This window comes from Streptomyces sp. NPDC039480 (genome assembly GCF_055597165.1).
Genome location: NZ_JBVITX010000005.1, coordinates 308564 through 334800 on the forward strand (window position 1 = coordinate 308564; position 26237 = coordinate 334800).

The following is a 26237-nucleotide window of genomic DNA, read 5'->3' on the forward strand; positions in this document are numbered from 1 at the left end:
CGGCGACGGCGGTAGGTCGGGCGTGGCGTCCGGCCCGTGGACCCGCCGGGTACCATGGTCGGCACGGCAGACGAGCCGGGCGGGCGGCCGCGTGAAGACCCCTTCGGGGGCCCTTCCCGAGGAACGTCCGGGCTCCACAGGGCAAGGTGGTGGCTAACGGCCACCCGGGGTGACCCGCGGGACAGTGCCACAGAGAACAGACCGCCGAGGGCTCCGGCCCCCGGTAAGGGTGAAACGGTGGTGTAAGAGACCACCAGCGCCTGAGGTGACTCAGGCGGCTAGGTAAACCCCACCTGGAGCAAGGTCAAAAGGAGCGCCGTGAAACGCGCTCTGCGCGGACGTTCGAGGGCTGCCCGCCCGAGTCCGCGGGTAGACCGCACGAGGCCGGCAGCAATGCCGGCCCTAGATGGATGGCCGTCACCGCGACGTCCGCGAGGACCCGCGGTACAGAACCCGGCGTACAGCCCGACTCGTCTGCCTCATTCGCCTCATTCGTCCGGTCCGGCGGAGGCCACTCCGGTGGAGGGGTGCCGGGAGGTAGGGTGTAAGGGGTGGGCGGTATGCCATGGCCCGGGGGTGTCAGTCGCAGGTCATAGGGCTGGCGGTCAGGGTGGTGTGGCGGATTCGTGGTCCTTCATCCGTGCCGGGTCCGGATGGACAGCCGTTCACGTCCGCCGCCGGGCGCCCCGGCGACAGCCGTTCGACACCTGCCGAGCCTTCCTCGGTACGTCCCCCACGTTTCCCTCCGGAAGGCTCACCGTGAATCACCAGGACACCCCCGACCGCCCCTCCTCCTTCGCCGAGCTCGAGCTGCCCGGTGAGCTGTTGCGGGCGCTCGACCGGCTTGGGGTGCGCGAGCCCTTCCCCATCCAGTCCGCCACCCTCCCCAGCGCCCTCGCCGGACGCGACGTCCTGGGGCGTGGGCGCACCGGGTCCGGCAAAACGCTCGCCTTCGGGCTGGCGCTGCTCGCCAGGACCGCCGGGCGGCGAGCGGAGCCGAAGCAGCCCCTCGCGCTGGTCCTCGTGCCCACCCGCGAGCTGGCGCAGCAGGTCACCGAGGCGCTCACGCCCTACGCCGAGGCGCTGCGGCTGCGTCTCGCCACCGTCGTCGGCGGCATCTCGATCGGCCGCCAGGTCGCCGCGCTGCGCGACGGCGCCGAGGTCGTCGTCGCCACCCCCGGCCGGCTGCACGACCTCATCGAGCGCAAGGCCTGCCGTCTGGAGCGGGTCCGGATCACCGTCCTCGACGAGGCCGACCAGATGTGCGACATGGGCTTCCTGCCGCAGGTCACCGAGGCCCTCGACCAGGTGCGCCCCGACGGTCAGCGGATGCTGTTCTCGGCCACCCTGGACCGTGACGTCGACCAGCTGGTCGGCGACTACCTCCACGACCCCGTCGTCCACTCGGTCGACCCGTCGGCGGGCGCGGTCACGACGATGGACCACCACGTCCTGGTCGTCCACGGCCCCGACCGGTACGCCGTCACCACGGAGATCGCCGCCCGCGACGGCCGCGTCCTGCTGTTCCTCGACACCAAGCACGCCGTCGACCGGCTCACCAAGCACCTGCGGGACAGCGGAGTGCACGCCGCGGCCCTGCACAGCGGCAAGTCCCAGCCGCAGCGCAGCCGGACCCTCGCGCAGTTCAAGGGCGGCCAGGTCACCGCGCTCGTGGCGACGAACGTCGCGGCCCGCGGGCTGCACGTCGACGACCTCGACCTGGTGGTGAACGTCGACCCGCCGACCGACCCCAAGGACTATCTGCACCGCGCGGGCCGCACCGCGAGGGCCGGCGAGTCCGGCCGTGTGGTCACCCTGGTGCTGTCCGGCCAGCGCCGCGAGATGAGCGAGCTGATGGCGGAGGCCGGCATCGAGCCGAAGGTCACCAAGGTGCGCTCGGGCGAGGCGGAGCTGAGCAGGATCACCGGGGCGAAGGCTCCCTCGGGCACCCCGCTCGACCGCGGGCCCGCCGAGACCCGCCCCAAGAACGTCAACACGCCGTTCCGCGGCCTCGGTTCCAGCAAGGACGCCTCCCGCGGCACGGGTGGCGGCGGTGCGGGCGGCAAGTCCCGCAAGGGCAGCGAGGCCCGCAAGCTCGCGGAGGCCCGCAAGGCGGCCCGGGTGCGGCGCGGCGGCTGACGGCTCGGGCCCGCGCCCCGCGACATGATCCGCCGGGCAGGCGCTAGCAGTTCTCGGTGTGGCTGAGGTGGATCAGATGGGCCACCGTGGGCGCGGTGCGCTTGCTGCGGATGCGGCGCAGATACGTGCTCACGGTGTGCACGCTGATGCCCAGACGTCTGGCGACCTGCTTGTGGGAGAGGCCTGCCGCGATGTGGGCCAACACCTGACGCTCCCTGTGGGACAACGCCGGTGCGTTCTGCGGGCGGCTGTCTACTGGCATCTTCCCTCCGGGAGGGACTGTCAACACGTACGGCGGCTGTGGCCGCAACGTGATCTAACCACGCTCGTGGAGAAACAGAAAGGAATCCCCGCGTACCCAGGGGAAACGCTGCGCTACTGAGCGCCATCGACGGTGTCAAGTCCCCAATTCGGGTGACTGTAGGCGTGCTTCGGTGCGGGCGAGTGTGAAGGCGGTCTCGGCTGAGCGGCAGCCGTACACGGTCTGAATGGCAGCCCGGCGCGGACCAGGGGGGAACGCTTGCTCCACTTTCGCCTGCTCGTCGCGGGTAACGCCGTCTCGGCGTACGGCAGTTACCTGAACATGGTCGCCCTGAACGTGTTCGTCTACGAGGTGACCGACAGCGCCCTGGCCGCGGGGATCTTCATGGCCGTACGCCTGCTGACCAGCGTCGTGTCCGGCTTTGTGAGCGGTCGGCTGGTCTCGGCGTACGACCGCAAGAGGTTGATGGTCGGTGCCGATCTGACGCAGTGCGCCGCCATGATAGCGCTGCTGATCGCCCCCGACGCGGGACGGGCGGGGCTTCTCTACGTACTGGCCGTGGTGACCGGCTTCTGCTCGACCCTGTCGGGCGTCGCGCTGCGCAGCAGCATCCCCGAGATCGTCGGCAGCGATCTGCGGCTGCGCGCCAACTCGCTGCTCGCGACCGGGCGTTCGCTCGCGATGATCGCCGGCTTCGCCTCCGCGGGTGTCGTGGTCGCCCAACTGGGATACGTCGCCGCCATCTCCCTGGACGCCGCCTCCTTCGCCGTCTCCGCGTGCGTGCTGCTCTCGCTCCCGATCCGTACGAGGGCGGAGGCAGGAGACTCCACGGGCTCCGAGGGCTCCGGTGGGAAAGAGGGCGCCGGGCGGAAGGCGGAGCGGCGTGGGGCCGGGGCGCTGCTTCTGTTGCGGGCCGCCCCCGTCCTCGCCCTCATGATCGCGCTCCGGGCCGCCGACGGCCTCGGGTCGTCGTCCCACAACGTGGCCCTGCCCGTGTACTCCAGCGACCTCGACCCGTCCCATCCGGCCACGTTCATCAGCCAGTTCTGGGCCACGTGGGCCATCGGCAACATCGTCATGCAGCAGGTGTGCGGGCGGTGGGGCGGGCGCGGCGGCCGGCAGGGGCCGGGGGAGCGGGCGTTCGCGGTCGGGGCGTGTGTGATGTCGGCCGCGTTCATCGTGGTCTTCGCCGGACTGCCCACGGGGGTGGCGGTCGCGGCCGCCCTGGTGGCGGGCATGGCCGACGGACTCACCGAGATCGCGTACGTCACCCGCCTCCAGGCGGCCCCCGACGAGCAGCGGGGCAGGCTCTTCGGGCTGTCCGCGTCGGTCGAGAACACCGGCTTCGGCCTGGGGATGCTGGTCAGCGGTGCGCTCCTGGACCACTTCTCGCCGTTCCAAGTGGTGGGTCTGCTGCACGGTCTCGCGATCGCCCTGTGCCTCGGGATGTTCGTCGTCATGGTGCGGCAGGGCCGACGGGGTACGGCGGCACCGCCGCCGGAGGGCGGCACGTCGACGAAGCCCGGGAACCCCGTGAAAAGCGAGAGTGAGCCCCGATGACCACCTCCGCCTCCGCCTCCACCCCCGCCCCCGGCCCCGACGTCACCGTCGCCGTCGTCGGCATGTCCTTCCGGCTGCCCGGCGCGGACACGCCGGAGGAGTTCTGGCGCACGATCCACGACGGCGCCGACCGCATCCGCCGCTTCACCGACGCCGAGCTGGCCGCCGCCGGAGTGCCCGAAGAGGCGTACCGGGCCGAGGAGTTCGTCGGGGCGAGCGGGGTCCTCGACGGCATCGCGGGGTTCGACGCCGGGTTCTTCGGGATGAGCGCGCACGAGGCCCGGATCACCGACCCGCAGCAGCGGCTGTTCCTGGAGTGCGTGCACCACGCGCTGGAGAACGCCGGGTACGCGGGCGGCGACGAGGGGGCGGCCGCGGATCGGGACGGCCGCGGTCACGACGTCGGCGTGTACGCCAGCACCGGCTACCACCTCTACTCCCTCCAGACCTATCTGCAGAACAACGTCCTGCGGGGCGGCCTCGCGGACTGGGTCGCCGGACTCCAGGTCACCATCGGCAACTTCACCGACTTCACCGCCAACCGCGCCGCCTACCGCCTCGGCCTCACAGGCCCCGCCGTCAACGTCCAGACGGCATGCTCCAGTTCGCTCACCGCGGTCCACCTCGCGGCGCAGTCCGTGGTCGCCGGAGAGTGTGACATCGCTGTCGCCGGTGCCACCGCACTCCACGTGCCGCAGGTGATCGGCTACCAGTACGTCAAGGGGTCCATCCTCTCCAAGAGCGGCCGGCTGCGGCCCTTCGACGCCGACGCGGACGGCACGGTCGGCGGCACGGGCGTCGTGGCGGTGGTCCTCAAGCGCCTCGACCGGGCTCTCGCGGACGGCGACCACATCCACGGCGTCATCCGGGGCTGGGGGGTCAACAACGACGGCGCGGACAAGAAGGCGTTCACCGCGCCCAGCGCCGACGGCCAGCGCGGCGCGATCCGCCGAGCCCTGGCGCGGGCGGGCGTCGACGCGGGCACCATCGGCTACCTGGAGACGCACGGCACCGGCACGTTCAAGGGCGACCCCATCGAGTTCGAGGGCGCCACCGCCGCGTTCCGCGCCGACACCGACCGTACGGGGTACTGCGCGCTCGGCTCGGTCAAGGCCAACATCGGTCACCTCGACGTGTGTTCGGGCCTGGCGAGCCTGGTCAAGGCCCTCCTCGTACTGCGGCACGGCGTCATCCCGCCGATGGCCAACTTCCGCCGCCCCAACCCCGCCCTCGACCTCGCGGCCAGCCCGTTCTACATCCCCGAATCCGCCCGCCCGTGGCCGAAGAGCGATGTGCCGCGCCGGGCGTGCGTCAGTTCGTTCGGCGTCGGCGGCACCAACGTCCACGTCGTCCTGGAAGAGGCCCCCGAGCCCCCGCCCCGGCCTGCCGACGCCCCACCGCCCCCGGGCCTCCTCCTGGTCGCGGGCCACACCGAGGACGCGCTCGCCGCCAACGCCACGGCCCTCCGCGACCACCTGCGCACACACCCCGGGACCAACTTCGCCGACCTCGTGACCACCCAGGCCCTCGGCCGCGCCCACCGCAAACACCGGATCGCCGTGCGGGGCGACACCGTGGCCGCGCTCACCGGCGCCCTGGACGACTGGCTCGCACGGCCCGGGCCCCGGACACCGGGCGCGGGTGGCGCCGGGTTCCTCTTCACGGGGCAGGGCAGCCTCCACCGGGGCGCGGCCCGCGCGCTCCACGAGCGCTTTCCCGTCGTACGCGAGGTCCTGGACGCCTGCGAGCGGCAGTTCGCCGAACGCACCGGCGGCGACAGCCTCCTCGGCCCGCTGCTCCGGCCCCGGGAAGCGGGCGAGGAGGAGCCGGTCTGGCCCACCGAGGTGGCGCAGCCCGCGCTCTTCGCGCTGCAGTGCGCGCTCGTCCGCCTGTGGCGGGAGGCCGGGATCGCGCCGGACGTCGTGGCCGGGCACAGCGTGGGGGAGTACGGCGCGCTGTACGCGGCGGGCGTGCTGTCGATCGAGGACGGGCTGCGGCTGACCGCGGGCCGCGGCAGGCTCATGCGGCTCAGGTGCGAGCCCGGCGCGATGGCCGCGGTACCGACGGACACGGCCACGGCGGCAAAGCTGGCCGCCGAGGTGCCCGGTGTGGAGCTCGCCGTCATCAACGGCGAGCACAACCAGGTGCTCGCGGGCCCGGTGGCGGCCATGGAACGGCTGACGGAACTGCTCGCCGAGCGCGGCGTCCACGCACGGGAACTCCCGGTGCGGCACGCCTTCCACACCGCCCTCATGGACCCGGCACTCGACGGGCTGCGGCAGCTGGCCGCCGACGTGCGACCGCGCCCCGCCGACGTGCCGTTCGTGAGCGGTCTCGACGGGCGAACCCGGCCGCCCGGCTGGGTGCCGGACGCCGACTACTTCGTACGGCAGGCGCGTGAGCCGGTGCGTTTCGCGGACGTACTGCGGGAGTTGGGGACGGCGGCGTACGACAGCGTGGGCGCGCTGGTCGAGATCGGCCCGCACACGACGCTCAGCGGCCTCGCGCGCCGGGAGCTCCCCGGCCGGGCGGCCCTTCCGTCGCTGCGGCGCGGCGCAGGCCTCGAACCGCTGTGGGACGCGGCCGCCGGCCTGTACCGGGCCGGGGCGCCCGTCGCCTGGCGGGCCTTCATGGGCGGGACGGGGCGCAGGATCCCCCTGCCCGGCTACCGATTCCAGCACAAGGACTACTGGACAGGGCCGGAGAACTTCCTTCCCCGGCCCGTACAACCCGAACAACCGGCAAGGGGTGGGGCGGAAGTGGCACAGGACGAGGCAGCGGTCGAGCGCGTGCTCCAGCACATCATCAAGGTCACCGCGAAGCACCTCAGCTACGACACGAGCGAGATAGCCGAGGACGCTTCCTTCTTCGACCTCGGCGCGGACTCGCTCCAGATGATCGGGGTGCTCCGGGAGCTGGAGGAGGAGCACCAGGTCAAGGTGTCGATGCGGGAGCTCTTCGAGGAGGCGGGCACGGCGCGGGGGCTCGCGGAGATCATCGCGGGGAAGGCGGGGGCGGGACGCGGCGAGCCGCAGCGCGAACGGTTCTCCGAGCCGCAGCGCGAACGGTTCTCCGAGCCGCAATCCGAACGGTTCTCCGAGCCGCTGCCGGAGCCGCCGGTCCAGGCGGCGCCCACGGCCCCGCCACCCGCCCCCGCCCCCGTGGCGTCCATGGAGTACGCCACCCGGCAGGAGGTCGAAGACCTCGTACGCCAGGTGCACCAGCTCACCCAAATGCAGCTGCAACTCATGGGCCAGCTCTCCCAGCTGCTCGCGGCACAGACGGCACAGACGGCACAGACAACGCAGCCCTCGCAGCCCGCGCGGGGGGACCGATGACCGCGCGCCCCGGCTCCGTCTCCGCCGCGGTCGACGCGGACCTCGCCGCGATGGCCGAGCTCTCGCGGCGCATCACCGAGCAGATGGGGACGACGACAGCGGCCGAGGAGACTCCCGCGCCGCGCCCGGCCCAGCACGGCCCCCGCCTGGAGGTGTCCCGCGGCTCCGGCATGCTCCGCGGCAACGCCTCCGACAGCCAGCGGGCCCACCTGGACGACCTCGTCCGCCGCTACACCGCCAAGACGCCCACCTCGAAGAGCATCACCCAGCGCTACCGCCGCGTGCTCGCCGACAGCAGGGCGGCGGTCGGATTCCGCAGCAGTACGAAGGAGATGCTGTACCCCATCGCGGGGCGGCGGGCGAAGGGCTCCTGGCTGGAGGACGTCGACGGCAACCGCTACGTCGACATCACCATGGGCTTCGGCGTCCTGCTCTTCGGCCACGAGCCCGCCTTCGTCACCGAAGCGGTCCGCGAGCACCTCTCGCGCGGCATCCAGCTCGGCCCGCGCAACGTGGAGACCGGCGAGGCCGCCGAACTGCTCGCCGAGCTGACCGGCATGGAGCGCGTCGCCTTCGCCAACTCCGGTACGGAGGCGAACTCCGCGGCCATCCGGCTCGCCCGCGCCGCCACCGGACGCTCCCGCATCATCACCTTCGAGGGCGCCTACCACGGCCACAACGACAACGTGCTCGGCCGCTCCCCGCACACCGGCGGCGACGGCCTCACCACCGTGCCGATGTCCGCGGGCGTCCCGCACAACGCCGTCGCCGACCTGCTCGTCCTGCCGTACGGCAGCGAGGAGAGCCTCGCCGTCATCGAGCGGGAGGCCGCCGGCATCGCGGCGGTCGTCGTGGAGCCGGTGCAGAGCCGCCACCCCTCGCTGCGGCCCGCCGAGTTCGTGCGCCGGCTGCGCGAACTGACGCGGCGGCACAACATCGTGCTGCTCTTCGACGAGATGCTGACCGGCTTCCGCCCCGCGCCGCGCGGCGCCCAGGAGCTCTACGGCGTCACGCCTGACCTGGCCACGTACGGCAAGCTCCTCGGCGGCGGCTTCCCCATCGGCGCCATCGCGGGCCGTGCCGACATCATGGACGGCATCGACGGCGGCCACTGGCAGTACGGTGACGACAGCTACCCGCGCGCCGACACCACGTTCTTCGGCGGTACGTACATCCAGCACCCGGTGTCGATGGTCGCCACCCGTGCCGTACTCGCCCACCTCAAGGAGCACAGTCCGCGGCTCCAGGAGCGCCTTAACGCCCGCACCGACGCCATGGCCGCCACACTCAACGCCTTCTTCGAGGCGGAGGGGTTCGCCCTGAGCATGAGCCACTTCGGCTCGATGTTCCGCTTCGAGCACCGCGCGGACATGGAGCTGCTCTACCACCACCTCATGCTGCGCGGCGTGCACGTGTGGGAGTGGCGCAACTTCTTCCTGTCCACCGAACACTCCGACGGAGACGTCGAGTTCATCGTGGACGCGGTGAAGGACTCCCTGCGCGAGCTGCGCGCGGCGGGCTTCCCTCTCGGCAGCCCCACCAAGCCCTCCACCAAGCCGCAGACCAGGCCGAAGGCCGAACCGAAGCCCAAGCCCCAGGCCATGGCCTGGAACAGCGCGGCCGCCCTCCAGCAGGAGCAGCCGGAAACCTCCCGCCCCCTCGACTTCGGCGTCTACTTCTTCGGCGACTACCCGCAGGACGAGGCGAGCCCCCGGCACGGCAAGTACGACCACCTCCTGGAGACGGCCCGGTTCGCCGACCGCAACGGCTTCCACTCCCTGTGGATCCCCGAACGGCACTTCCACTCCTTCGGCGGTCTCTTCCCCAACCCCGTCGTGCTCGCCGCCGCGCTCGCCCGTGAGACGAGCCGCGTCCGCATCAACGCGGGCTCGGTGGTGCTGCCGCTGCACGACCCGATCCGCGTCGCCGAAGAGTGGTCGATGGTCGACAACCTCTCCGGCGGCCGCATCGGCATCGGCTGCGCCAGTGGCTGGAACGCCGACGACTTCGTCTTCTTCCCCGAGCGCTTCGGCTCGCACCGGGAAATGATGTACGAACAGGTGGCGCAGGTGAGGCAGTTGTGGCGCGGCGAGCCCGTGCGCCGCACCACCGGGAACGGCGAGAGCGACCTGCGCCTTTTCCCCCGGCCCGTCCAGGACGACCCGCCGATGTACACGGCCGTCGTCGGCAACCCGGCGTCGTACGAGCTGGCCGCACGCCACGACGTGGGCATCGTCACCAACCTCATGACGCAGAGCGTCGAGCAGCTCCGCGACAACATCGCCCTCTACCGCCGCACGCGCGCCGAGTGCGGCCTGGACCCGGACGCCGGGCACGTGGCCGTGCTGCTGCACACCTACCTCGCCGAGGACCACGCGACGGCCCGTGCCGAGGCGCGCGAGCCGCTGTCGCGGTACATGCGCTCCTCCCTCTCCCTCTTCGGCAACGTCGCCAACAGCCTGGGCCACCGGATCGACCTGTCGGCGATGACCGAGGACGACCTGGACGTGGTCTTCCGCCGCGCCTACGACCGCTACTGCGACCAGAGGGCCCTCATCGGCAGCCCCGAGAGCGTGCGGCCCGTCGTGGACGCGGTGCGCGCCGCGGGCGCCGACGAGATTGTCGGACTCGTCGACTTCGGCGTCGCACCCGCCGCGCTGCGGGACGGTCTGACCCACTTCGACGGGCTGCGCCGGGCGTACGTGGCGCCTCCTGAACCGGAGCCGGTTCCTGGCGCGGAGCCGGTGACCGACGGCGGCGGGGCACCCCTGTCGCCCGGTCAGCAGCGCGTCTGGTTCCTGGAGCGGATGCTGCCGGGCCGTACCGCGTACAACGAGACCAAGGCCATCGAGCTCGAAGGCCCGCTGGACGTCCCCGCTTTGCGCGCCGCCCTGTCCGACCTCGCCGAACGGCATGACCAGCTGCGCACGGTGTTCCGTGAAGTGGCGGGTGAAGCACGGCAGTTCACACTGCCGCCGGGCGAGGTGGACTTCGAGGTCGTCGACGGCACGGGGGCCGGCGACCCCGTCGCCGCCGTGCTCAAGGCCGAGAGCGAGCGCCGCTTCGACCTCGCGAACGGCCCCCTGTTCGTCACACGTCTCGTCCGGCTCGGTGAGCGGCGGCATGTCCTCGTCCTCTCCCTGCACCACATCGTGATGGACGCGGCCTCGGCCGCCGTGCTCGCCCGCGACGTCTCCGCCCTGTACCGCGCCCACCTGCCGGGCGCACCGGCCCCGGAACTCCCCGCCCTCGCCCGTACGTACGCCGATCACGCCCGCGGGCAGCGCGCCGCGCTCGACGGCCCGAAGGCGGCCGAGGACCTCGCGTACTGGAAGAAGACGCTGGACGGCGACCTGCCCGTGCTGCGACTGCCCACCGACCGGCCGCGGCCCGCCGTCATGACCTCCCACGGCCGCGCCCTGTTCCGCACACTCGACCCCGAACTCTCCAACGGGATCCGTCGGTTCGCGCGCGAGCACCGCAGCACCCTCTTCATGACCCTGCTCGCCGGCTACGCGGCCGCACTGCGCCGCGTCACCGGCCAGGACGACCTGGTCATCGGCACCCCGATGTCCGACCGCACCCCCGAGTACGAGGACGTGGTCGGCTTCTTCGTCAACACCCTCGCGCTGCGCCTCGACCTCTCCGGCGACCCGGACTTCGGCACGCTCCTCGACCGGGTGCGAGGGGTGGCCCTGGACGCGTACGACCACGCGGACGTGCCGTTCGAGGCGGTCGTACGGGAGCTCGCGCCGGCCCGCACGCTCGACCGGACGCCCGTCTTCCAGACGCTCGCCGAGTTCGAGACCGGCGACCCGTTCCGCTTCGACCTGCCCGGCGTGCGGGCGACCCCGCTCGACTCGGGGCCCGACAAGGCGCTGACGGACCTCAGCGTGTACTTCACCGACCGGCCCGACGGCATCCGCTGCCATCTGGAGTACCACACCGACCTCTTCGACGAGGCGACGGTCGACGCGCTCTTCGGGACGTTCCGCGACGTCCTCGCGGAGGCGGTGGGGGCCAAGGTCGGGAGCGTGCCGGCCGCCGTGCCGCGGGAGTGGCGGCAGGGGCCCGTCCGGCAGCGGACGCGCAGCACCGTCGACTCCCTGGCGTCACGGTGGGCCGAGGTCGCCCCGGACCGCACCGCGGTGATCAGCGGCGAAGTGACGCTGACGTACGGCGAGTTGAACGCCCGTGCCGAGCGCCTGGCGGCCGCGCTGCGGACCGCGGACGGCGGCGGCGCGCCGGTCGCACTGTGGCTGCCGCGCGGCGCCGACCTGATCGTCGCGATGCTCGCGGCCCTCAAGTCGGGGCACGGATACGTGCCGCTGGACCCAGCACAGGGCAGGGCGCGGGCCGAGACCATCCTGGCGGAGAGCGGCGCGCGGATCGTGGTCGTGGACGGGGCGGCGCAGGCCGGAGACGCGGGCGTACGACCGACATGGCCGACCGGGACGACACTGCTGGACGTCACCGCAGCCACCGCCACCGACGCCACCATCACTGACACGCCCCCGGCGCCCCTGAGCGGCTCAGCCGGGGCACCGCCCACCCCCGACTCCCTCTGCTTCGTCATCTACACCTCGGGCAGCACCGGCACCCCCAAGGGCGTGGCCGTCCCGCACCGGGCCGTCGTGGACCTCTGCCAGTGGCACCACGAGCGGTTCGGGTTCACCGCCGACGACCGCAGTGCCGCCGTCTGCAGCCAGGGCTTCGACGCGGCCGTGCTGGAGATCTGGCCGGCGCTGACGGCGGGCGCCACGGTCGTCGTGGCCGACGAGGCGGTCCGCAAGGACCCGGCGGCGCTGGCCCGCTGGTACGCGGACCGGCGGATCACCTTCTCCATCCTGCCGACGGCGCTCGGCGAGGCGGTCCTCACGCTCCCCGAGCCGCAACAGCCGCCGCTGCGGCACCTGTTGCTGGGCGGCGACGTACTGCGCACCCGCCCGCGCCCCGGCGTCCCGTACGAGACGGTGAACGTCTACGGCCCCACCGAGGTGACCGTCCTGTGCACGGTCGCGACAGTGGAACCGGAACCGTCCGACGGCCCCGTCCCGATCGGCCGCCCCGTCGACAACGTCACCCTGCGGGTGCTCGACGAGCGCGGCCGTGAGGTGCCCGCCGGTGAGGTGGGGGAGCTGTACGTCGGCGGACCCGGTGTCGCCGCCGGATACCTGGGCAGGCCGGACCTCACGGCGGAGCGCTTCGTCGACGACCCGCTGGGCGCCGAAGGGCGGATGTACCGCACGGGCGACCTGGTCCGCTGGACCGGCGACGGGACGCTGGAGTTCCGGGGCCGGGCCGACGACCAGGTGAAGATACGGGGCCACCGCGTCGAACCCGAGGAGGTCACGCGCCTGCTCAACGGCCTGCCGGGAATCCGTGACGCCCTCGTCCTGGCCCACCGCGACCGCCGGGACGCCGCCTACCTCGCGGCCTACGTCGTACCCGCGTCGCCCGCCCCGGCAAGGGACCGGGAACTGGCCGACCGTCTGACGGCGGAACTCGCGGCCCGTCTCCCGGACCACCTGGTGCCCCACGCCTGGGCCGTGCTCCCCGAACTCCCCGTCTCCCCCAACGGCAAGGTGAACCGCACCGCACTCCCCACCCCCGCCCTCACCACCTCCACCGCCCCACCACCCCCGACGCACGCCGCACCCTCCGCGCCCTCGGCACCAGACCTTGAAGTCCGTCTCAAGCGGCTCTGGGCGGCGGAGTTCGAGGTGGACGCGGCGTCGATCGGTTCCGACGCGTCCTTCTTCGAGCTGGGCGGCCACTCGATCACGGCGATCCGGCTGGCGAACCTTGTGCGGGAGGAGTTCGGCACGGAGTACCCCGTGGCACGCTTCTACGAGGAGCCGACGCTGCGGGCGATGGCGGCGTACCTCGCAGGAGACGCCGGGGGAGAGGCGGACGTCCTGGGACGCGCCCCCGTCACCGCCCAGCAGGGCGCCTTCATCACCCGGCACCGCACTCACCCCCGCCCGCAGATCTACAACGTGGCGATGCGGCTCACCCTGACGGGAGCCCTGGACGTACCGGCCCTGCGGACCGCGCTCACACAGCTCGTCGCCCGGCACGAGGCGTTGCGCACCCGTTTCGTGGCGGACGGCGGGGAGTGGTGGCAGGAGGCGCTGCGGGCCCGGCCGGTGGAGCTGCCCGAGGAGGATCTGTTCGCACGGCACGGCTCGGAGGCCGCCGCCGACGAGGAGGCGGAACGCACGGCCGCGGACGTGGCCGCGACCCCCTTCGACATCGAGGCGGAACTCGCGCCGGTCCTCCGCCTGCTGCGCACCGGACGCGACCGGTGGTCGCTGCTCTTCGTCCTGCACCACGCGGCCTGCGACGGCTGGTCGGTCAGCGTCCTGCTGCGGGAGCTCGCCGCGCTCTACCGGGCGGCGGCCACCGGCACCCCGCACGGCCTTCCGGAAGACGTGCCGCAGCCGGGCGAGTACGCGCGCTGGCAGCGCGAGCGGAGCCGTACGCAGGACAAGGGCCGCCTTGTCGACTACTGGACGCGTCAGCTGAAGGGCGCGCCCTTCAGCATGCCGCTGCCGCTGGACAGGCCCCGTCCGACGGAGCTGAGCGGGGCCGGGGACGTGGTCCTGTTCAGCGTGGACCGGGCCGTGCGCGCCGACGTCGAGGCGCTGGCGCGGCGGCACCGCACGACGCCCTTCGTCGTGACGGCGGCCGCGCTGGCACGCCTTGTCGCGGAGGTGGGGGAGGGCCCTGACGTCGTGCTCGGCATCTCCTACGCCAACCGCGAGCGGCGCGAGTTCGAGGCCCTCGCGGCCTGCACGGTGTCGTCCTTCACGCTGCGGGTGCGGGGCGGCGAGGCCGCGTCGTTCGGGGCGCTGGTGGACCAGGTGGCGCGCAGCGCGGTCGGGGCCATCGACCACGCGGCGCCGATCCGCGCGGTGGCGGCGGACGTGAGCGCCGCACTGGGCACGGGAGTGCCCGAACGGCTGCCGCTCGGGTTCCAGTACCAGAGCTCCCTGGAGACGGAGATCGAGCTGCCGGGCGTGACCACGGCGGTCGAGGATCTCGCGGTCCCGGGCGCGCGCTCCGAGTTCAACTTCGGCCTGATCCCCACGGGCGACGTGCTCTCCGGCTATCTGGAGTACTCGACGGACCTGTGGGACCGCACCACGGTCGAGGCCTGGACCGGCGCGTACGTCGAACTCCTGGCGAGGGAGACGGCCGAGGCGCTACGGGACGGAGGCGCCCCCGCAGGCGGCCGGTGACATCGTCCAGTCGGCGCGGTCACCGGGCCCCCTTCGTCTTCCGACCCGGCTCCGCCCGTACCCCCGACGAGGGGGCGCCAGTACTGCTCCGCCCCCTCGTCGCGTACGACGAAACCGAGCCCCCGCACCGTCTCGACCAGGTCCCTGGCGTCCCGCGGGGCGTTCCGCTTCAGCGCGGCCTTGCGTGCCGCGAGGAGCGCGTGGACCTCGGCGGGCAGGTCCGGGGTGCCGGGGATCCAGCGGTGGAACAGCGACGCGTGCGGGTCGCCGTCCCGCCACGGGTAGCCGTGCGCGCGGAACGCGGCGGCCAGCGCGGCGGCCCGCGCACTGGGCTCGCCCCGCACGAGCTCGCCGGAGTCCGTGCCGAGCAGCACCACATGCTTGCCGTCGAGGAAGACGGCCGAGATCGCGGCGCGTTCGAAGGTCCGCGTCCCGCCGTCCTGTTCGACGTGCACCCGCGCGTCGGTCAGCTTCATCGACACCGTCTCGGCGATCGCCAGGAAGGCGAGGACGAGCCCCGCCACCAGGCCGGCCGCCATCACGAGCGCGGTCTGCCAGGGCGCGTCGAGCCTGCCGACGAACTCGATGCCGTCCCGCCACGGCAGCACCGGCGACCCGGCGGCCCAGCGGGCGAGCCGCGGCACGACGAGGCCGAGCAGCAGCCCGAGAAGAGGCAGGCCCACGAGCAGGAGCAGCAGATCCCCCCGCGGATGCCCGAGCTCCGTGGTCGTGCCCCGCCGCGCCCCGACGAGCTCTTTGCCAGCCATCCCATGGACTCCGTTCCCCGTGCCGACCGTCTTCCCTACGGACGCTAGGAGCCGGCAGGGGCCCCGCACAGCGGCCGAAAGTCGGTGGCGGCCCTACTTCGGTAGGCACAGGGATGGGGGCGGGGGCGGAAGGGTGCCGGGTCAGACCGTCTTCAGCGGGCGGCGCGGGCCCTCCGGCAGGACGATCCCGATCGCGTCGCCGGGCCGGACCTCGCCGCCCCGCAGGACCACGCTCATCACGCCGGCCTTGTGGCGGACGCCCCCGGACGCGTCACGGCCGACGACCTTCTTCATCAGACCGGCCCGGAAGCCGTCGATCTGGCGGCACGGGTTGCGCAGGCCCGTGACCTCGACGACGGCCTCGTCACCGAGGTGCAGGAGCGCGCCCACGGGCAGGCCGAGCAGGTCGATGCCGCGCGTGGTGATGTTCTCGCCGAGCTCGCCCGCCGCCACGGCGTAGCCGTCGTCCGCCAGCTCGTCGAAGAGCTCCTCGTGCATGAGGTGGACCTGGCGGAGGTTCGGCTGCTCCGGATCCCTGGCGACACGGAAGCGGTGCTTCACCTTCGTACCGGCATGTACGTCCCCCTCGACGCCGAGGCCCGCGAGCAGCGTGACGCTCTCGCGGTTCGGCTTGGAGAAGGAGTACGTTCCGTTGCTGCTGACGGCAGTGACCATGGCGTCCATGGCATCCATGGTGCGCGACCCCAGCCGCTCTCAGCCGACCGGCTCGACCGGCACCAAGGTCAAATACGCGATGCCCAGCACCCGGCGATAGCCGCGCAGCCAGGAGGAACGCTGTGCGTCGACGCGTTCGCGGGTCTCGGCGGCCAGCGCGTGGCCGGGGTGCGCGGCGAGCCACTCCTCGACGTCGGAGCGGTAGCCGGACTCGAAGTCCTCCCACTCCTCGACGCTCGCCGTCTCCACCCACAGCGGGCGGAACCCCGCCTCGATCGCCGCGTCCACCAGATCGCCCAGCGCCAGGTGCTCGCCCGCGTCGGCGTCCGGCCACATCGCGGCGAGCTCCCCGGCGGTGGGCTCGCGCTGCCAGAAACCCTCGCCGAGCACGACGCGGCCGCCCGGATTCACCAGGCGGCGCAGGGCGTGCAGCGCCTCGGTCGTCGTCCGGGGCGGCTCGGCGGAGCTGAGGGCCTGGCTCGCGCCGAGGCACAGCACGACGTCGGCGGGGCCGCGGGTGGTGCCCGTCGCCGACTCCTCGGCGAAGACGACCCGGCCGTCGAGCCCACGCGCCACGGCGTTCTCGCGGCCGCGCGCCAGATCCTCACCCTTGAGGTCGACACCGACACCGGTCGCCTCCGGCACGGCTTCGAGGACGCGCAACATCAACTCGCCCCAGCCGCAGCCGATGTCGAGAACGGTACGCGGACCTGCCGCCGCCAGCCGCTCCACCAGCCGGTCCGCGCGGGCCTCGGAGAGCGGCCCGTGGAAGGTGAGACGGGTGAGGCGCGGGGGAAGATCGGTATCAGTGGTCATGCTCCGGCACGCTAACCGGCCAACCGGAGCCCTGGCCAGCGCTTTTGGTGCCGTCCCCGCCACCCGAGCCGTCCCCGCCCTCCCTCGCCCGCCGGTCCACGCGGCGCAGGTGCGTGGCCAAGACGTCCGCCGCGTCCGGCGTGAGGGTGCGCAGGGCGACCATGGCCGTGACGATGACGTCGCAGAGTTCTGCCTGCACGTCGTCCCAGGTGTGGGTCGTGCCCTTGCGCGGGTTCTGTCCGGTGGCGCCGATGACCGCTTGGGCGACCTCGCCGACCTCCTCCGACAGCTTCAGCATCCGCAGCAGCAACGCCTCTTGGGGCGCCCTGCGATTGTGGGAATCCAGCCACTCGTAGAGGCGGTCGACGGTCTCCCACGCATCCTGTGGGGCCCTCACCGGCGCCGGCGCGTCCCGCTGATCGTCGTCCATGCCCCGCAGCCTGCCACGGCGGCTACACGTCGGACGAGCCGCCTTCGCCCCCTGCTCCCGCCGCCCGGACGGTCTTCTTCCGGGCTCCCAGCGTCACGAGCACCCCGACCGCCGTGCCGGCGAGCGCGGCAGGGACCATCCAGGCGCGGTTCAGGGAGTGGCCGAGGGCGTGGTCGGCGGAGTAGCGGCCGGGCCCCGTGACGGCGAGCGCGGCGGAGACCATGCCGAGGAACGCCGGGTACTCGTAGCCGCCGCCCTGGCTGAAGAAGCCGTTCGGCGAGTGCACGGCCGTGGCACCGGCCATCGCGCCCGCCGCCGCCGAACCCGCCGCGGGGGTCGCGAGGCCGAGGGCGAGCAGCACACCGCCGCCCGCCTCGGCGAGCCCCGCCACGACGGCGTTCACCTTGCCCGGCGCGTAGCCGACGGACTCCATGAAGGCGCCGGTGCCCTCGACGCCCCCGCCCCCGAACCAGCCGAACAGCTTCTGGGCGCCGTGCGCGGCGAGCACTCCGCCGGTGCCCGCGCGGAGCAGCAGCAGCCCGACGTCTCGGCGGTCCGGACACGAGCAGGTGGTCATGGGGAACTCCCGGTTCGGCCCCTCGGCGGGGTGGCGGATACGTCCGCCTCCACCGTCCACCGGACCGGCCCGCGCCACCCGGCCCGCCGGTCCGTCCGGGTGATACGCGGGGAGCGGCCGGGGGAGGGCGAACGGCACCGGTGGCGACGCGCGCCGACCGGTGTGACCGTAAGCCCATGAGTATTCAGGTGAACCGTCTCTCCGACCCCACGGTCCGGTCCTTCGTCGCCGCGGTGAACGCCCACGACAAGGCCGCCTTCGAAGCCCTGCTCGCGCCCGGCGCGACCATGTCGGACGACGGCTCCGACCGGGACGTCGCGGACTGGACGGACCGCGAGGTCTTCTCCTCCAACGGACACATGGACGTCGAGACGGAGTCGGACGGCGGCCGCGTGCTGATCGTCTCGTACCGCAACGACACCTGGGGCGAGATGCGCACGAAGTGGCGGTTCACCGTCGACGACGGCAAGATCTCCCGCTTCGAGACGGGTCAGGCCTGACCACCGTTCCGGTGTGGTGGTCAGTGCCTGACGGCGGTCAGTGACAGCTGGTGGTCAGTGACAGCTGACGGAACCGGAGCCGAGCCGCGCCCATGAGCAGGAGTCCTGCTGCGCGCCGCTCGGCTTGATGAGGCGCGCCTTGTCGCCCGTGTTGTTCCAGACGTAGTTGGTGCGGCCCCAGTAGCGCACGCCGGAGGCGTTGGTGCCCTTGCCGGTGCGGACCTTGACGGTCTTGCCGGCGCCGATGTTGTAGCTGCCGAAGGTGTACGTGTAGCCGGTGTCGTCCTTCAGCTTGTAGCCCTTGAGCTGGATCGCCGAGCGGGTGTTGTTGTGGATGTTCACCCACTCCGCGTTCAGCGAGGCGTTCGAGCGGGTGTCCCGGCCCGGGCTGTCGTACTGGATGGAACCGAGGTGCAGCCCGCCCTGGTGGCGTGCCGTCGCCGCCGACGCGGGGGACGCGGCGAGCAGGGCCACCGACAGGGCGGTGGCGGTGAGGACGGCGGGGGCCGTGGTGCGTATGCGCAAGGAGTGCTCCAAGTGTGAAGTTCTCGTGGAGAGAAGCCGAGCATACGGGGATCCCCGACCGGCCTTGATGCGGTATGCCCCATTCCACTTGTGCAGATATCGGCCCCGGCCCGCGTGTGCGTCGCCCCGGCCGCCTGTGCGTCAACCCCGCCCGACGTACGGCATGTTGGTGGCGAGCACCGTCGCGAACTGGACGTTGGCCTCCAGCGGCAGCTCCGCCATGTGCCGCACCGTGCGCGCCACGTCCGCCACGTCCATCACCGGCTCGGTCGCCAGCTGCCCGTTGGCCTGGAGGATGCCGGACTGCATGCGCTCGGTCATGTCGGTCGCGGCGTTGCCGATGTCGATCTGGCCGACCGCGATCCGGTAGGGCCTGCCGTCCAGCGACAGTGACTTCGTCAGGCCCGTGAGGGCGTGCTTCGTCGCCGTGTACGCCACCGAGTTCGGGCGCGGGGCGTGGGCCGAGATGGATCCGTTGTTGATGATCCGCCCGCCCTGCGGGTCCTGCTCCTTCATCTGCCGGAAGGCCGCCTGCGCGCACAGGAACGCGCCGTTCAGGTTGGTGTCGACGACGTGCCGCCACGCCTCGTAGGGCAGCTCCTCGACCGGCACACCGCCGGGGCCGAACGTGCCGGCGTTGTTGAAGAGGAGGTCCAGGCGCCCGAAGTCCGCGCGTACCCGGGAGAAGAGCGCCGCGACGTCCTCGGGCCGCGACACGTCCGTGCGGACGCACAGGACGCCGCCGCCCCCCTCCGGCGCTAGGGCGGCCGTCTCCTCCAGCGTCTCCGTGCGGCGCCCCGCGAGCGCCACGGACCACCCCGCGGCGAGCAGTTCGAGGGCGACGGAGCGGCCGATTCCGGAGCCGGCCCCGGTCACCACGGCGGTCTTCGGCGATGCAGTTCGCTCAGCGTTCATGGCCCCGCAGCGTACGGGAGGGCCGGCCACGCGGACATCATCCGCCCGCCATGCGGCTGTTGTGTACGCGACAGTCCTGCGTCGTCCCCCGCCACTTACATGCCCCTGACAGCAATCGTCAGGGGAGGGCCACATGACACCCGCAGGCCAGCATCACGCACCGGAACTCCGTGCCGCCGCGCGCCACTTGGGGCGCCGCAGGTTCCTCACCGTCACCGGCGCCGCCGCCACGCTCGCCTTCGCCACCAACCTGCCCACCGCGGGCGTCGCGGGCGCCGCCGAGCTCGACGCCCGCCGCATCACCAAGAACCCCTTCACGCTCGGCGTCGCGTCCGGCGACCCGCTGCCCTCCTCCGTCCTGCTGTGGACCCGGCTCGCCCCCGCACCGTACGAGCCCGACGGCGGCCTGCCCCGCGAGCGCGTCACCGTCGACTGGGAGCTCGCCCACGACGCCAGGTTCCGGCGCGTCGCCAGACGCGGCAAGGTCACCGCCCACCCCGAGTTCAACCACACCGTGCACGTCGAGGCCGACCACCTCGACGCCGGCCGCACCTACTACTTCCGCTTCAGGACCGGCCGCTGGGTGAGCGGGACCGGCCGCACCCGCACCGCGCCGCCCACCGGCAGCCGCAGCAGCGCCCTCACCCTCGCCGCCGTCTCCTGCCAGGCGTACCACGACGGCTACTTCACCGTGTACAAGCACCTGGCGCAGGACGACGTCGACGTCGTCTTCCACCTCGGCGACTACCTCTACGAATACGCCGTCAACGCGGTCGGCGGCGCCCGCAACTACACCGACCGCACCCTGCCCGCCCACTTCAACAAGGAGACGCAGACCCTGGAGGACTACCGCCTGCGGTACGCCCTCTACAAGTCCGACCCGGACCTGCGCGCCGCCCACGCCGCGCACCCCTTCGTCGTCACCTGGGACGACCACGAGGCCGAGAACAACTACGCCGACGACATCGACGAGAACGGCAACCCGCCCGCCGAGTTCCTGCTCCGCCGCGCCGCCGCCTACCGCGCGTACTGGGAGAACCAGCCGCTGCGCCGCGGACAGCTGCCGAGCGGGCCCGACGCGCGGCTCTACCGGCGCGTGAAGTGGGGCCGCCTCGCCCAGTTCGACATCCTCGACACCCGGCAGTACCGCTCCGACCAGGCGTACGGCGACAAGGCGCACGTCCCGGGCCCCGAGACGGACGACCCGAGGCGCACCATCACCGGCGCCACGCAGGAGCGCTGGCTCATCGACGGCTGGCGGCGCTCGCGCGCGCTGTGGAACGTGGTCCCGCAGCAGGTCACCTTCTCCCAGCGCAAGCTCGACCTCAACGCGCAGGCCAAGCTCTCCATGGACGCCTGGGACGGCTACCGGGCCTCCCGGAAGCGGGTCCTCGCCGGAGCGCGCTCCGCGGACATCGAGAACCTCATGGTCCTCACCGGTGACGTGCACGTCGGCTACGCCTTCGACGTCAAGGCCGACTTCGACGACCCGTCCTCGAAGACCGTCGGCACGGAGATCGTCGCCACGTCCATCGCCAGCGGCAAGGACGGCGCGGACAAGCCGGCCAACTGGGACACCTACACCAAGGCCAACCCGCACCTGAAGTTCTACAACGGCCGCCGCGGCTACGTGACGGTCGCCCTCGGCACCGACTCGGCGCGCGCGGACTTCAAGACGGTGTCGGCGGTGACGACGCCGGGCGCCCCCATCAGGACGGCGGCGTCGTTCGTGACGGAGGCGGGCGACCCGGGGCTGCGGCCCGCGTAGCCGTCGGCGGACTCCCGCGGTGTCCTGCGCGCCAGGGCCAGGTCGTTGTTCACGGTGAAGTAGGGCCGCACGGAGACGGCTGCACCGGCCTCCTCGCCGAGGTGCCCGGCCGGATACACGTCGGTCCGCTTGCGGGCGACGACGTCACCGACGATGCGCGCCAGGCGGACCGGTTCGGCCCCGGGGGCCAGGGCCAGCGCCAGGTCCCACGTCTCCGGGGCGGCGCCCTCGCCGGCGGCCGGCACCCGGGAGTACGCCAGGGAGAAGCGGAAACGGTCCTTCCCCGACGTTGTCACATCGGCCTCGAAGGCGGCGGCGGGGTCGTGGCGCGGCACGGCGAGGAGCCGGGGTGACTGCCCCGGAGCGAACTCCGCGCCGTACAGCGTCCCTTCGACCGCGCACGACGTCCCGTCGGTGGTCACCGTGTGGGCCTCCGCGTGCGCGGGGCGGCGCCAGGCCCGCACGGAGAGGTTGTTCTTGACGGTCGCGTAGGGGATCCACCAGTCGAACGGCGCGTCCGGCGCGGCCCGCAGGCTCAGCAGGCCGCGCTGGTCGACCGTCGTGGCGGCGACCCGGCGCCGCGCGCCGTCGTCGGAGCGGACGACGTGGAAGTCCCAGCGGCCCTCGGCGAGCGGGTGGGCGCGGCGCTCCAGCACGGCCGTCCAGGGCTCGTCGTCGGTCTCCGGCCGTCGCAGCGGCACCTCGACCAGCCGGTCGTCCCGGCCCTCGGAGCCGCGGAGCGTCGCCGTCAGCGTGAACGCGGTGCCGGGCATGCCGGCCCGGTCCAGACGTACGACGAGATCGCCCGCCGCGTTCACGGCGCAGGTCGAGCGCGGACGCAGCGCCGGGCCCGCCGGACGCCGCCGCCCCGCCCCGCGCAGGGTCCGCCGCACGGCCTGCCGGACGGCCGCCCGGGCCCGCCCCGCACCGGCCAGCAGCCGGCAGTCGAGCGGTACCGGGGCGGGCGGGGAGGCGGCGCGCAGCTCGGTGAAGAGTTCCTCGTAGCGCCGGGCGATGTTGTCGGGCGCGTACCGCTCGACGTTGCGCCGGGCGGCGCCGCCCATGGCGCGGCGCAGGTCGGCGTCCTCGATGAGCCTGAGCAGGCCCCGGGCGACGGCCGCGCTGTCGCCCGAGCGGACGAGCAGGCCGTCCTCGCCGTCCCGGATGATCTCGGCGGGCCCGTGGGGGCAGTCGGTGGCGACCACCGGGGTGCCGCACTGCATGGCCTCCACGATGGTCATCCCGAACGACTCCTCGCGCGAGGTGACGGCGGCGATCGACCCCTTCGCCCACTCGGTGGCGAGGGAGGGGATGGCGCCCATCAGGAAGACGTGGTCGCTCAGGCCCAGTTCGTCGATGCGGGCGCGCAGCGGCGCGTGCTTGGGGCCGCGGCCGTAGATCCGCAGCTTCCACTCAGGGTGCGCGGCGGCCACGGTCGCGAAGGCGTCCACCAGCAGGCCGTACCGTTTCACCGGGATGAGACGCCCGCCGGCGATGACGAGCCGGGCCTCGCCGTCGGACGCGGTGGTGAGGGGCGGCGGCGGTGAGGCGTTGGGGACGGACACGATCGGGGTGCCCGCGGCCGCGAGGTGCCTGCGGTGCGTGACGGCGTCCGCCTCCGTGACGGTGGTGTGCGCGTCGAGGGAGGCGATCGCGGCGTCCTGGGCGGCGCGGATCCCGGGCTCGTGCGTCCCGTACACGCGGTGTTCCTGACCGACCTTCAGGTAGTGGTCGCGGCCGAACTCGGCAAGGTACATCACCAGACCCGGCCGGGTCGCCACCACCACGTCGGTGTCGGTACGGCGCAGGAATTGGGCCACCCGGCGGTCGGTGAGCCGGTCGAAACCCGCGCCCCGCGCCTCGGCGGGCGGCACCAGCGAGGTAGCTTCGCCCAGCAGCCCGTGGCCCAGGTCGTTGCGCGGCGAGTGCGGCCGGCTGTCGATCAGGTGCCGCAGCCGGACCTTCCCGCCCAGCGGCAGACTGGGCCGGTCGCGCGGGCGCCAGACGCTGACGATCTCGACGTCGTGCCGCTCGGCGAGGGCACTGGCGGAATTGAAAGTGGCGCGGATGGTGCCACCGATTCCATAGGCGTTCTGCAGCAGAAAGGAGATTCGCATCGAGCCTTGTCCAGATCGGCGGTCGGAGCCGGGGCCCGAATTGCCCGGCGATGTTGCTAAACGAGTGAAGCGTGCTGACGTCACATATCCGGCCCCTACGGCGTCATATATGCGTCCCGACCACGCGCCGGGAGCTGCGACCATGGAAGGCGGATCCGATCGACCGGGAGGGGCGCGATGCCTGAGCGCGGGCAGACAACGGCAGAAAACCGGATAACAGAGGCGGCGGAGCCACACGGCCCCGTCGCCCTCCGTCGTACCGGAGCCCTCGTCACCCTCGTCCTCGGCGGCCTCACCGCCGTCCCCGCGCTCTCCATGGACATGTACCTACCGGCGCTGCCGGAGGTCACCGACGCCCTGAGCGCACCGGCCGCCACCATCCAGCTGACCCTGACCGCCTGCCTCCTCGGCATGGCGCTCGGCCAGCTCGTCGTCGGCCCGATGAGCGACAGGTGGGGCCGCCGCCGCCCTCTCCTCGTCGGGCTGCTCGTCTATGTGATCGCCACCGCGACCTGCGCCTTCGCGCCCACCGCCGAGCTCCTCATCGGCTTCCGCCTCCTCCAGGGACTCGCGGGCGCCGCCGGCATCGTCATCGCCCGCGCCGTCGTCCGCGACCTGTACGACGGCGTGGCCATGGCCCGCTTCTTCTCCACCCTGATGCTGATCTCCGGCGTCGCCCCCGTCGCCGCCCCCCTCATCGGCGGCCAGGTCCTCCGCTTCACCGACTGGCGCGGCATCTTCGTCGTCCTCACCGTCGTCGGCACCGCGCTGACCCTGCTCGTCTGGCGCCGCCTGCCCGAGACCCTCGCCCCCGAGAAGCGGCACGGCGGCGGCACCGTCGAGGCGCTGCGCACCATGAGGTCGCTCCTCGCCGACCGCGTCTTCGCCGGCTACATGATCGCGGGCGGCTTCGCCTTCGCCGCGCTCTTCGCGTACATCTCCGCCTCGCCCTTCGTGATCCAGGAGATCTACGGCGCGTCCCCGCAGACCTTCAGCCTCCTCTTCGGCGTCAACTCCATCGGACTGATCGCCGCGGGCCAGCTCAACGGCAAGGTCCTGGTCGGCCGGATCAGCCTCAACAAGGTCCTCGCCGTCGGCCTCGCGATGATCACGACCGCCGCGATCGCCCTGCTGCTCATGACGACCGGCGTCCTCGGCGACGTCGGCCTGTTCCCCGTCGCCGCCGGGCTCTTCGTCCTCATGTCGTCGATGGGCCTCACCCTGCCCAACACCCAGTCGCTCGCGCTGATCCGCACCCCGCACGCCGCGGGTTCCGCCTCCGCGCTGCTCGGCACCTCCTCCTTCCTCATCGGCGCGGTCGCCTCCCCGCTCGTCGGTATCGCCGGCGAGGACACCGCCGTCCCGATGGCCGTCGTCCAACTGGTCTGCGCACTGGCCGCCGTCGCGTGCTTCGTGGGACTGTGCCGCCCCTGGCAGCACACGCCGACCCAGGAGGCGGACCACTGAGCGCACCAAGACTCCTGCGCCCCGGCACACCGGACCGCGCGGGCCTCGACCCCGACGAGATCGGCCGCCTCGTCACGGAGGTGCGCGACCTGACGCGCGGGCCGCGCCCCTGGTGCGCGGGCGCCGTGGTCCTCGTCGGCCGCGGCCCCGTGATCGCCGCGGAGGAGGCGGCGGGCTGGGCGGTGCGGTACGCCTCGTACGACCCGGAGAGCGACGCCGGCGTCGAGCTGCCCCGCGAGTGGCGCGTGCCGACGCGCACCAGCACCCCCTTCGACCTGGCGTCCCTCACCAAACTCTTCACGACGATCGCCGCCGTGCAGCAGCTGGAGCGCGGCACGCTCGGCATCGACGCGCTCGTCGGGGCGTACGTTCCCGAGTTCACGGCCGCCGCCGAGCACGGCCTCACCGTCCGCCAGCTCCTCACCCACACCTCGGGGCTGCGGCCCGAACTGCCGCTGTACGACTGCCCGGACGCCGCCGCACGCCTCGCGGCCCTGCGCGCGGAGGCCCCGGCCACCGAGCCGGGCGCATACGTCTACTCCGACCTGAACATGCTCCTGCTCCAGCACATCCTGGAGCGCCTCACCCGCCGCCCCCTCGACGCGCTCATCCGCGAGGGCATCACGCGCCCGCTCGGCATGACCGCCACCGGCTTCGGCCCGTGCCCCGACGCCGCGGCCACGGAGGACCAGCGCAGGCCCTGGGCGAAGGCCGACCGCGGAATGCTGCGCGGCACCGTCCACGACGAGAACGCCTGGGCGCTCGGCGGGGTCGCCGGGCACGCCGGCCTCTTCTCCACCGCCCGCGACCTCGCGGTGCTCTGCCGCACGCTGCTGTGCGGCGGCTCGTACGGCAGGGCCCGGATCCTCGGCCCCGACTTCGTCGAGCTGATGCTGGCGGGCGACGGCCTCGGCTTCGCCATCGACCAGCCCTGGTTCATGGGCGAACTCGCGGGCCGCGGCGCGGCGGGCCACACGGGTTTCACCGGCACCTCCCTCACCCTCGACCCGGCAACGGACACATTCCTGATCCTCCTGGCCAACACGGTCCACCCCCGCCGCCGCCCCCCAAACAACACCCCCCGCTCAACAGCCGCCACGCACCTAGCCCGCGCGGCCCGGGGCCGTTAGCGCGGGG

The 26237-nt window shown here is 72.9% G+C and carries 15 protein-coding genes, 1 other RNA gene and 2 pseudogenes; 9 read left to right on the forward strand and 9 right to left on the reverse strand.

Annotation, left to right across the window (positions count from 1 at the left end; all coding sequences use genetic code 11):
• Positions 1-71: 71 nt before the first annotated feature.
• Together rnpB and ACZ56E_RS18355 are read left to right on the forward strand one after the other, a co-directional pair.
• An RNA gene (rnpB, locus tag ACZ56E_RS18350) (RNase P RNA component class A) lies at positions 72-477 on the forward strand.
• 282 nt (positions 478-759) lie between these two features.
• Entirely contained in the window at positions 760-2139 is a 1380-nt protein-coding gene (locus tag ACZ56E_RS18355) for a DEAD/DEAH box helicase (protein WP_471215261.1), read from the forward strand.
• Positions 2140-2182: 43 nt separating this feature from the next.
• Here the strand turns inward: ACZ56E_RS18355 and ACZ56E_RS18360 are convergent, their stop codons facing one another.
• On the reverse strand, positions 2183-2401 hold the full coding sequence (locus ACZ56E_RS18360; protein WP_468600484.1) for a response regulator transcription factor: 219 nt from the start codon (positions 2399-2401) through the stop codon (positions 2183-2185).
• Between the two features lie 258 nt (positions 2402-2659).
• On the opposite strand from ACZ56E_RS18360, the gene ACZ56E_RS18365 reads away from it, so the two are divergent.
• The 3 genes from ACZ56E_RS18365 to ACZ56E_RS18375 are packed head-to-tail and all read left to right on the forward strand — an operon-like array spanning position 2660 to position 14543.
• Complete coding sequence (locus ACZ56E_RS18365; RefSeq protein ID WP_471215264.1) at positions 2660-3961, forward strand: MFS transporter; 1302 nt, start codon at positions 2660-2662, stop codon at positions 3959-3961.
• On the forward strand, positions 3958-7299 hold the full coding sequence (locus ACZ56E_RS18370) for a type I polyketide synthase (protein WP_471215266.1): 3342 nt from the start codon (positions 3958-3960) through the stop codon (positions 7297-7299). Before ACZ56E_RS18365 ends, ACZ56E_RS18370 begins: the two co-directional genes overlap by 4 nt.
• Complete coding sequence (locus tag ACZ56E_RS18375; RefSeq protein WP_471215268.1) at positions 7296-14543, forward strand: MupA/Atu3671 family FMN-dependent luciferase-like monooxygenase; 7248 nt, start codon at positions 7296-7298, stop codon at positions 14541-14543. Before ACZ56E_RS18370 ends, ACZ56E_RS18375 begins: the two co-directional genes overlap by 4 nt.
• Before the next feature lie 86 nt (positions 14544-14629).
• Here ACZ56E_RS18375 and ACZ56E_RS18380 read toward each other — a convergent pair.
• From ACZ56E_RS18380 to ACZ56E_RS18400, 5 genes and pseudogenes are all read right to left on the reverse strand, one after another.
• Positions 14630-15310 (reverse strand): annotated as a pseudogene (locus ACZ56E_RS18380) (YqeB family protein); the annotation flags it as partial.
• A 141-nt stretch (positions 15311-15451) separates the two neighbouring features.
• A complete protein-coding gene (locus tag ACZ56E_RS18385; RefSeq protein ID WP_471215269.1) occupies positions 15452-15994 on the reverse strand; it encodes an MOSC domain-containing protein in 543 nt (180 codons plus the stop codon).
• A gap of 30 nt (positions 15995-16024) precedes the next feature.
• Positions 16025-16801: an SAM-dependent methyltransferase gene (locus tag ACZ56E_RS18390; RefSeq protein ID WP_471215270.1), complete on the reverse strand. Its 777-nt coding sequence runs from the start codon at positions 16799-16801 to the stop codon at positions 16025-16027.
• Entirely contained in the window at positions 16791-17231 is a 441-nt protein-coding gene (locus tag ACZ56E_RS18395) for a MazG-like family protein (RefSeq protein ID WP_471215272.1), read from the reverse strand. Before ACZ56E_RS18395 ends, ACZ56E_RS18390 begins: the two co-directional genes overlap by 11 nt.
• A gap of 22 nt (positions 17232-17253) precedes the next feature.
• Positions 17254-17808: a DoxX family protein gene (locus ACZ56E_RS18400; RefSeq protein WP_471215273.1), complete on the reverse strand. Its 555-nt coding sequence runs from the start codon at positions 17806-17808 to the stop codon at positions 17254-17256.
• A 176-nt stretch (positions 17809-17984) separates the two neighbouring features.
• Here ACZ56E_RS18400 and ACZ56E_RS18405 point away from each other — a divergent pair, with 176 nt between their 5' ends.
• Positions 17985-18308: a nuclear transport factor 2-like protein gene (locus ACZ56E_RS18405; protein WP_471215275.1), complete on the forward strand. Its 324-nt coding sequence runs from the start codon at positions 17985-17987 to the stop codon at positions 18306-18308.
• A gap of 54 nt (positions 18309-18362) precedes the next feature.
• Here the strand turns inward: ACZ56E_RS18405 and ACZ56E_RS18410 are convergent, their stop codons facing one another.
• Both ACZ56E_RS18410 and ACZ56E_RS18415 read right to left on the reverse strand, forming a co-directional pair.
• Positions 18363-18833, reverse strand: a complete 471-nt coding sequence (locus ACZ56E_RS18410) for a lamin tail domain-containing protein (protein WP_468600464.1) — start codon at positions 18831-18833, stop codon at positions 18363-18365.
• 141 nt (positions 18834-18974) lie between these two features.
• A complete protein-coding gene (locus ACZ56E_RS18415; protein ID WP_471215277.1) occupies positions 18975-19748 on the reverse strand; it encodes an SDR family oxidoreductase in 774 nt (257 codons plus the stop codon).
• 133 nt (positions 19749-19881) lie between these two features.
• Here ACZ56E_RS18415 and ACZ56E_RS18420 point away from each other — a divergent pair, with 133 nt between their 5' ends.
• On the forward strand, positions 19882-21516 hold the full coding sequence (locus tag ACZ56E_RS18420; RefSeq protein ID WP_471215279.1) for an alkaline phosphatase D family protein: 1635 nt from the start codon (positions 19882-19884) through the stop codon (positions 21514-21516).
• Positions 21517-22571: 1055 nt separating this feature from the next.
• On the opposite strand, the pseudogene ACZ56E_RS18425 reads toward ACZ56E_RS18420, so the two are convergent.
• Positions 22572-23777: pseudogene (locus tag ACZ56E_RS18425) on the reverse strand (glycosyltransferase); the annotation flags it as partial.
• Positions 23778-23810: 33 nt separating this feature from the next.
• On the opposite strand from ACZ56E_RS18425, the gene ACZ56E_RS18430 reads away from it, so the two are divergent.
• Positions 23811-25100: a multidrug effflux MFS transporter gene (locus ACZ56E_RS18430; RefSeq protein ID WP_471215280.1), complete on the forward strand. Its 1290-nt coding sequence runs from the start codon at positions 23811-23813 to the stop codon at positions 25098-25100.
• Positions 25055-26230, forward strand: a complete 1176-nt coding sequence (locus ACZ56E_RS18435) for a serine hydrolase domain-containing protein (RefSeq protein ID WP_471215283.1) — start codon at positions 25055-25057, stop codon at positions 26228-26230. Before ACZ56E_RS18430 ends, ACZ56E_RS18435 begins: the two co-directional genes overlap by 46 nt.
• The last annotated feature ends 7 nt before the right edge of the window (positions 26231-26237 follow it).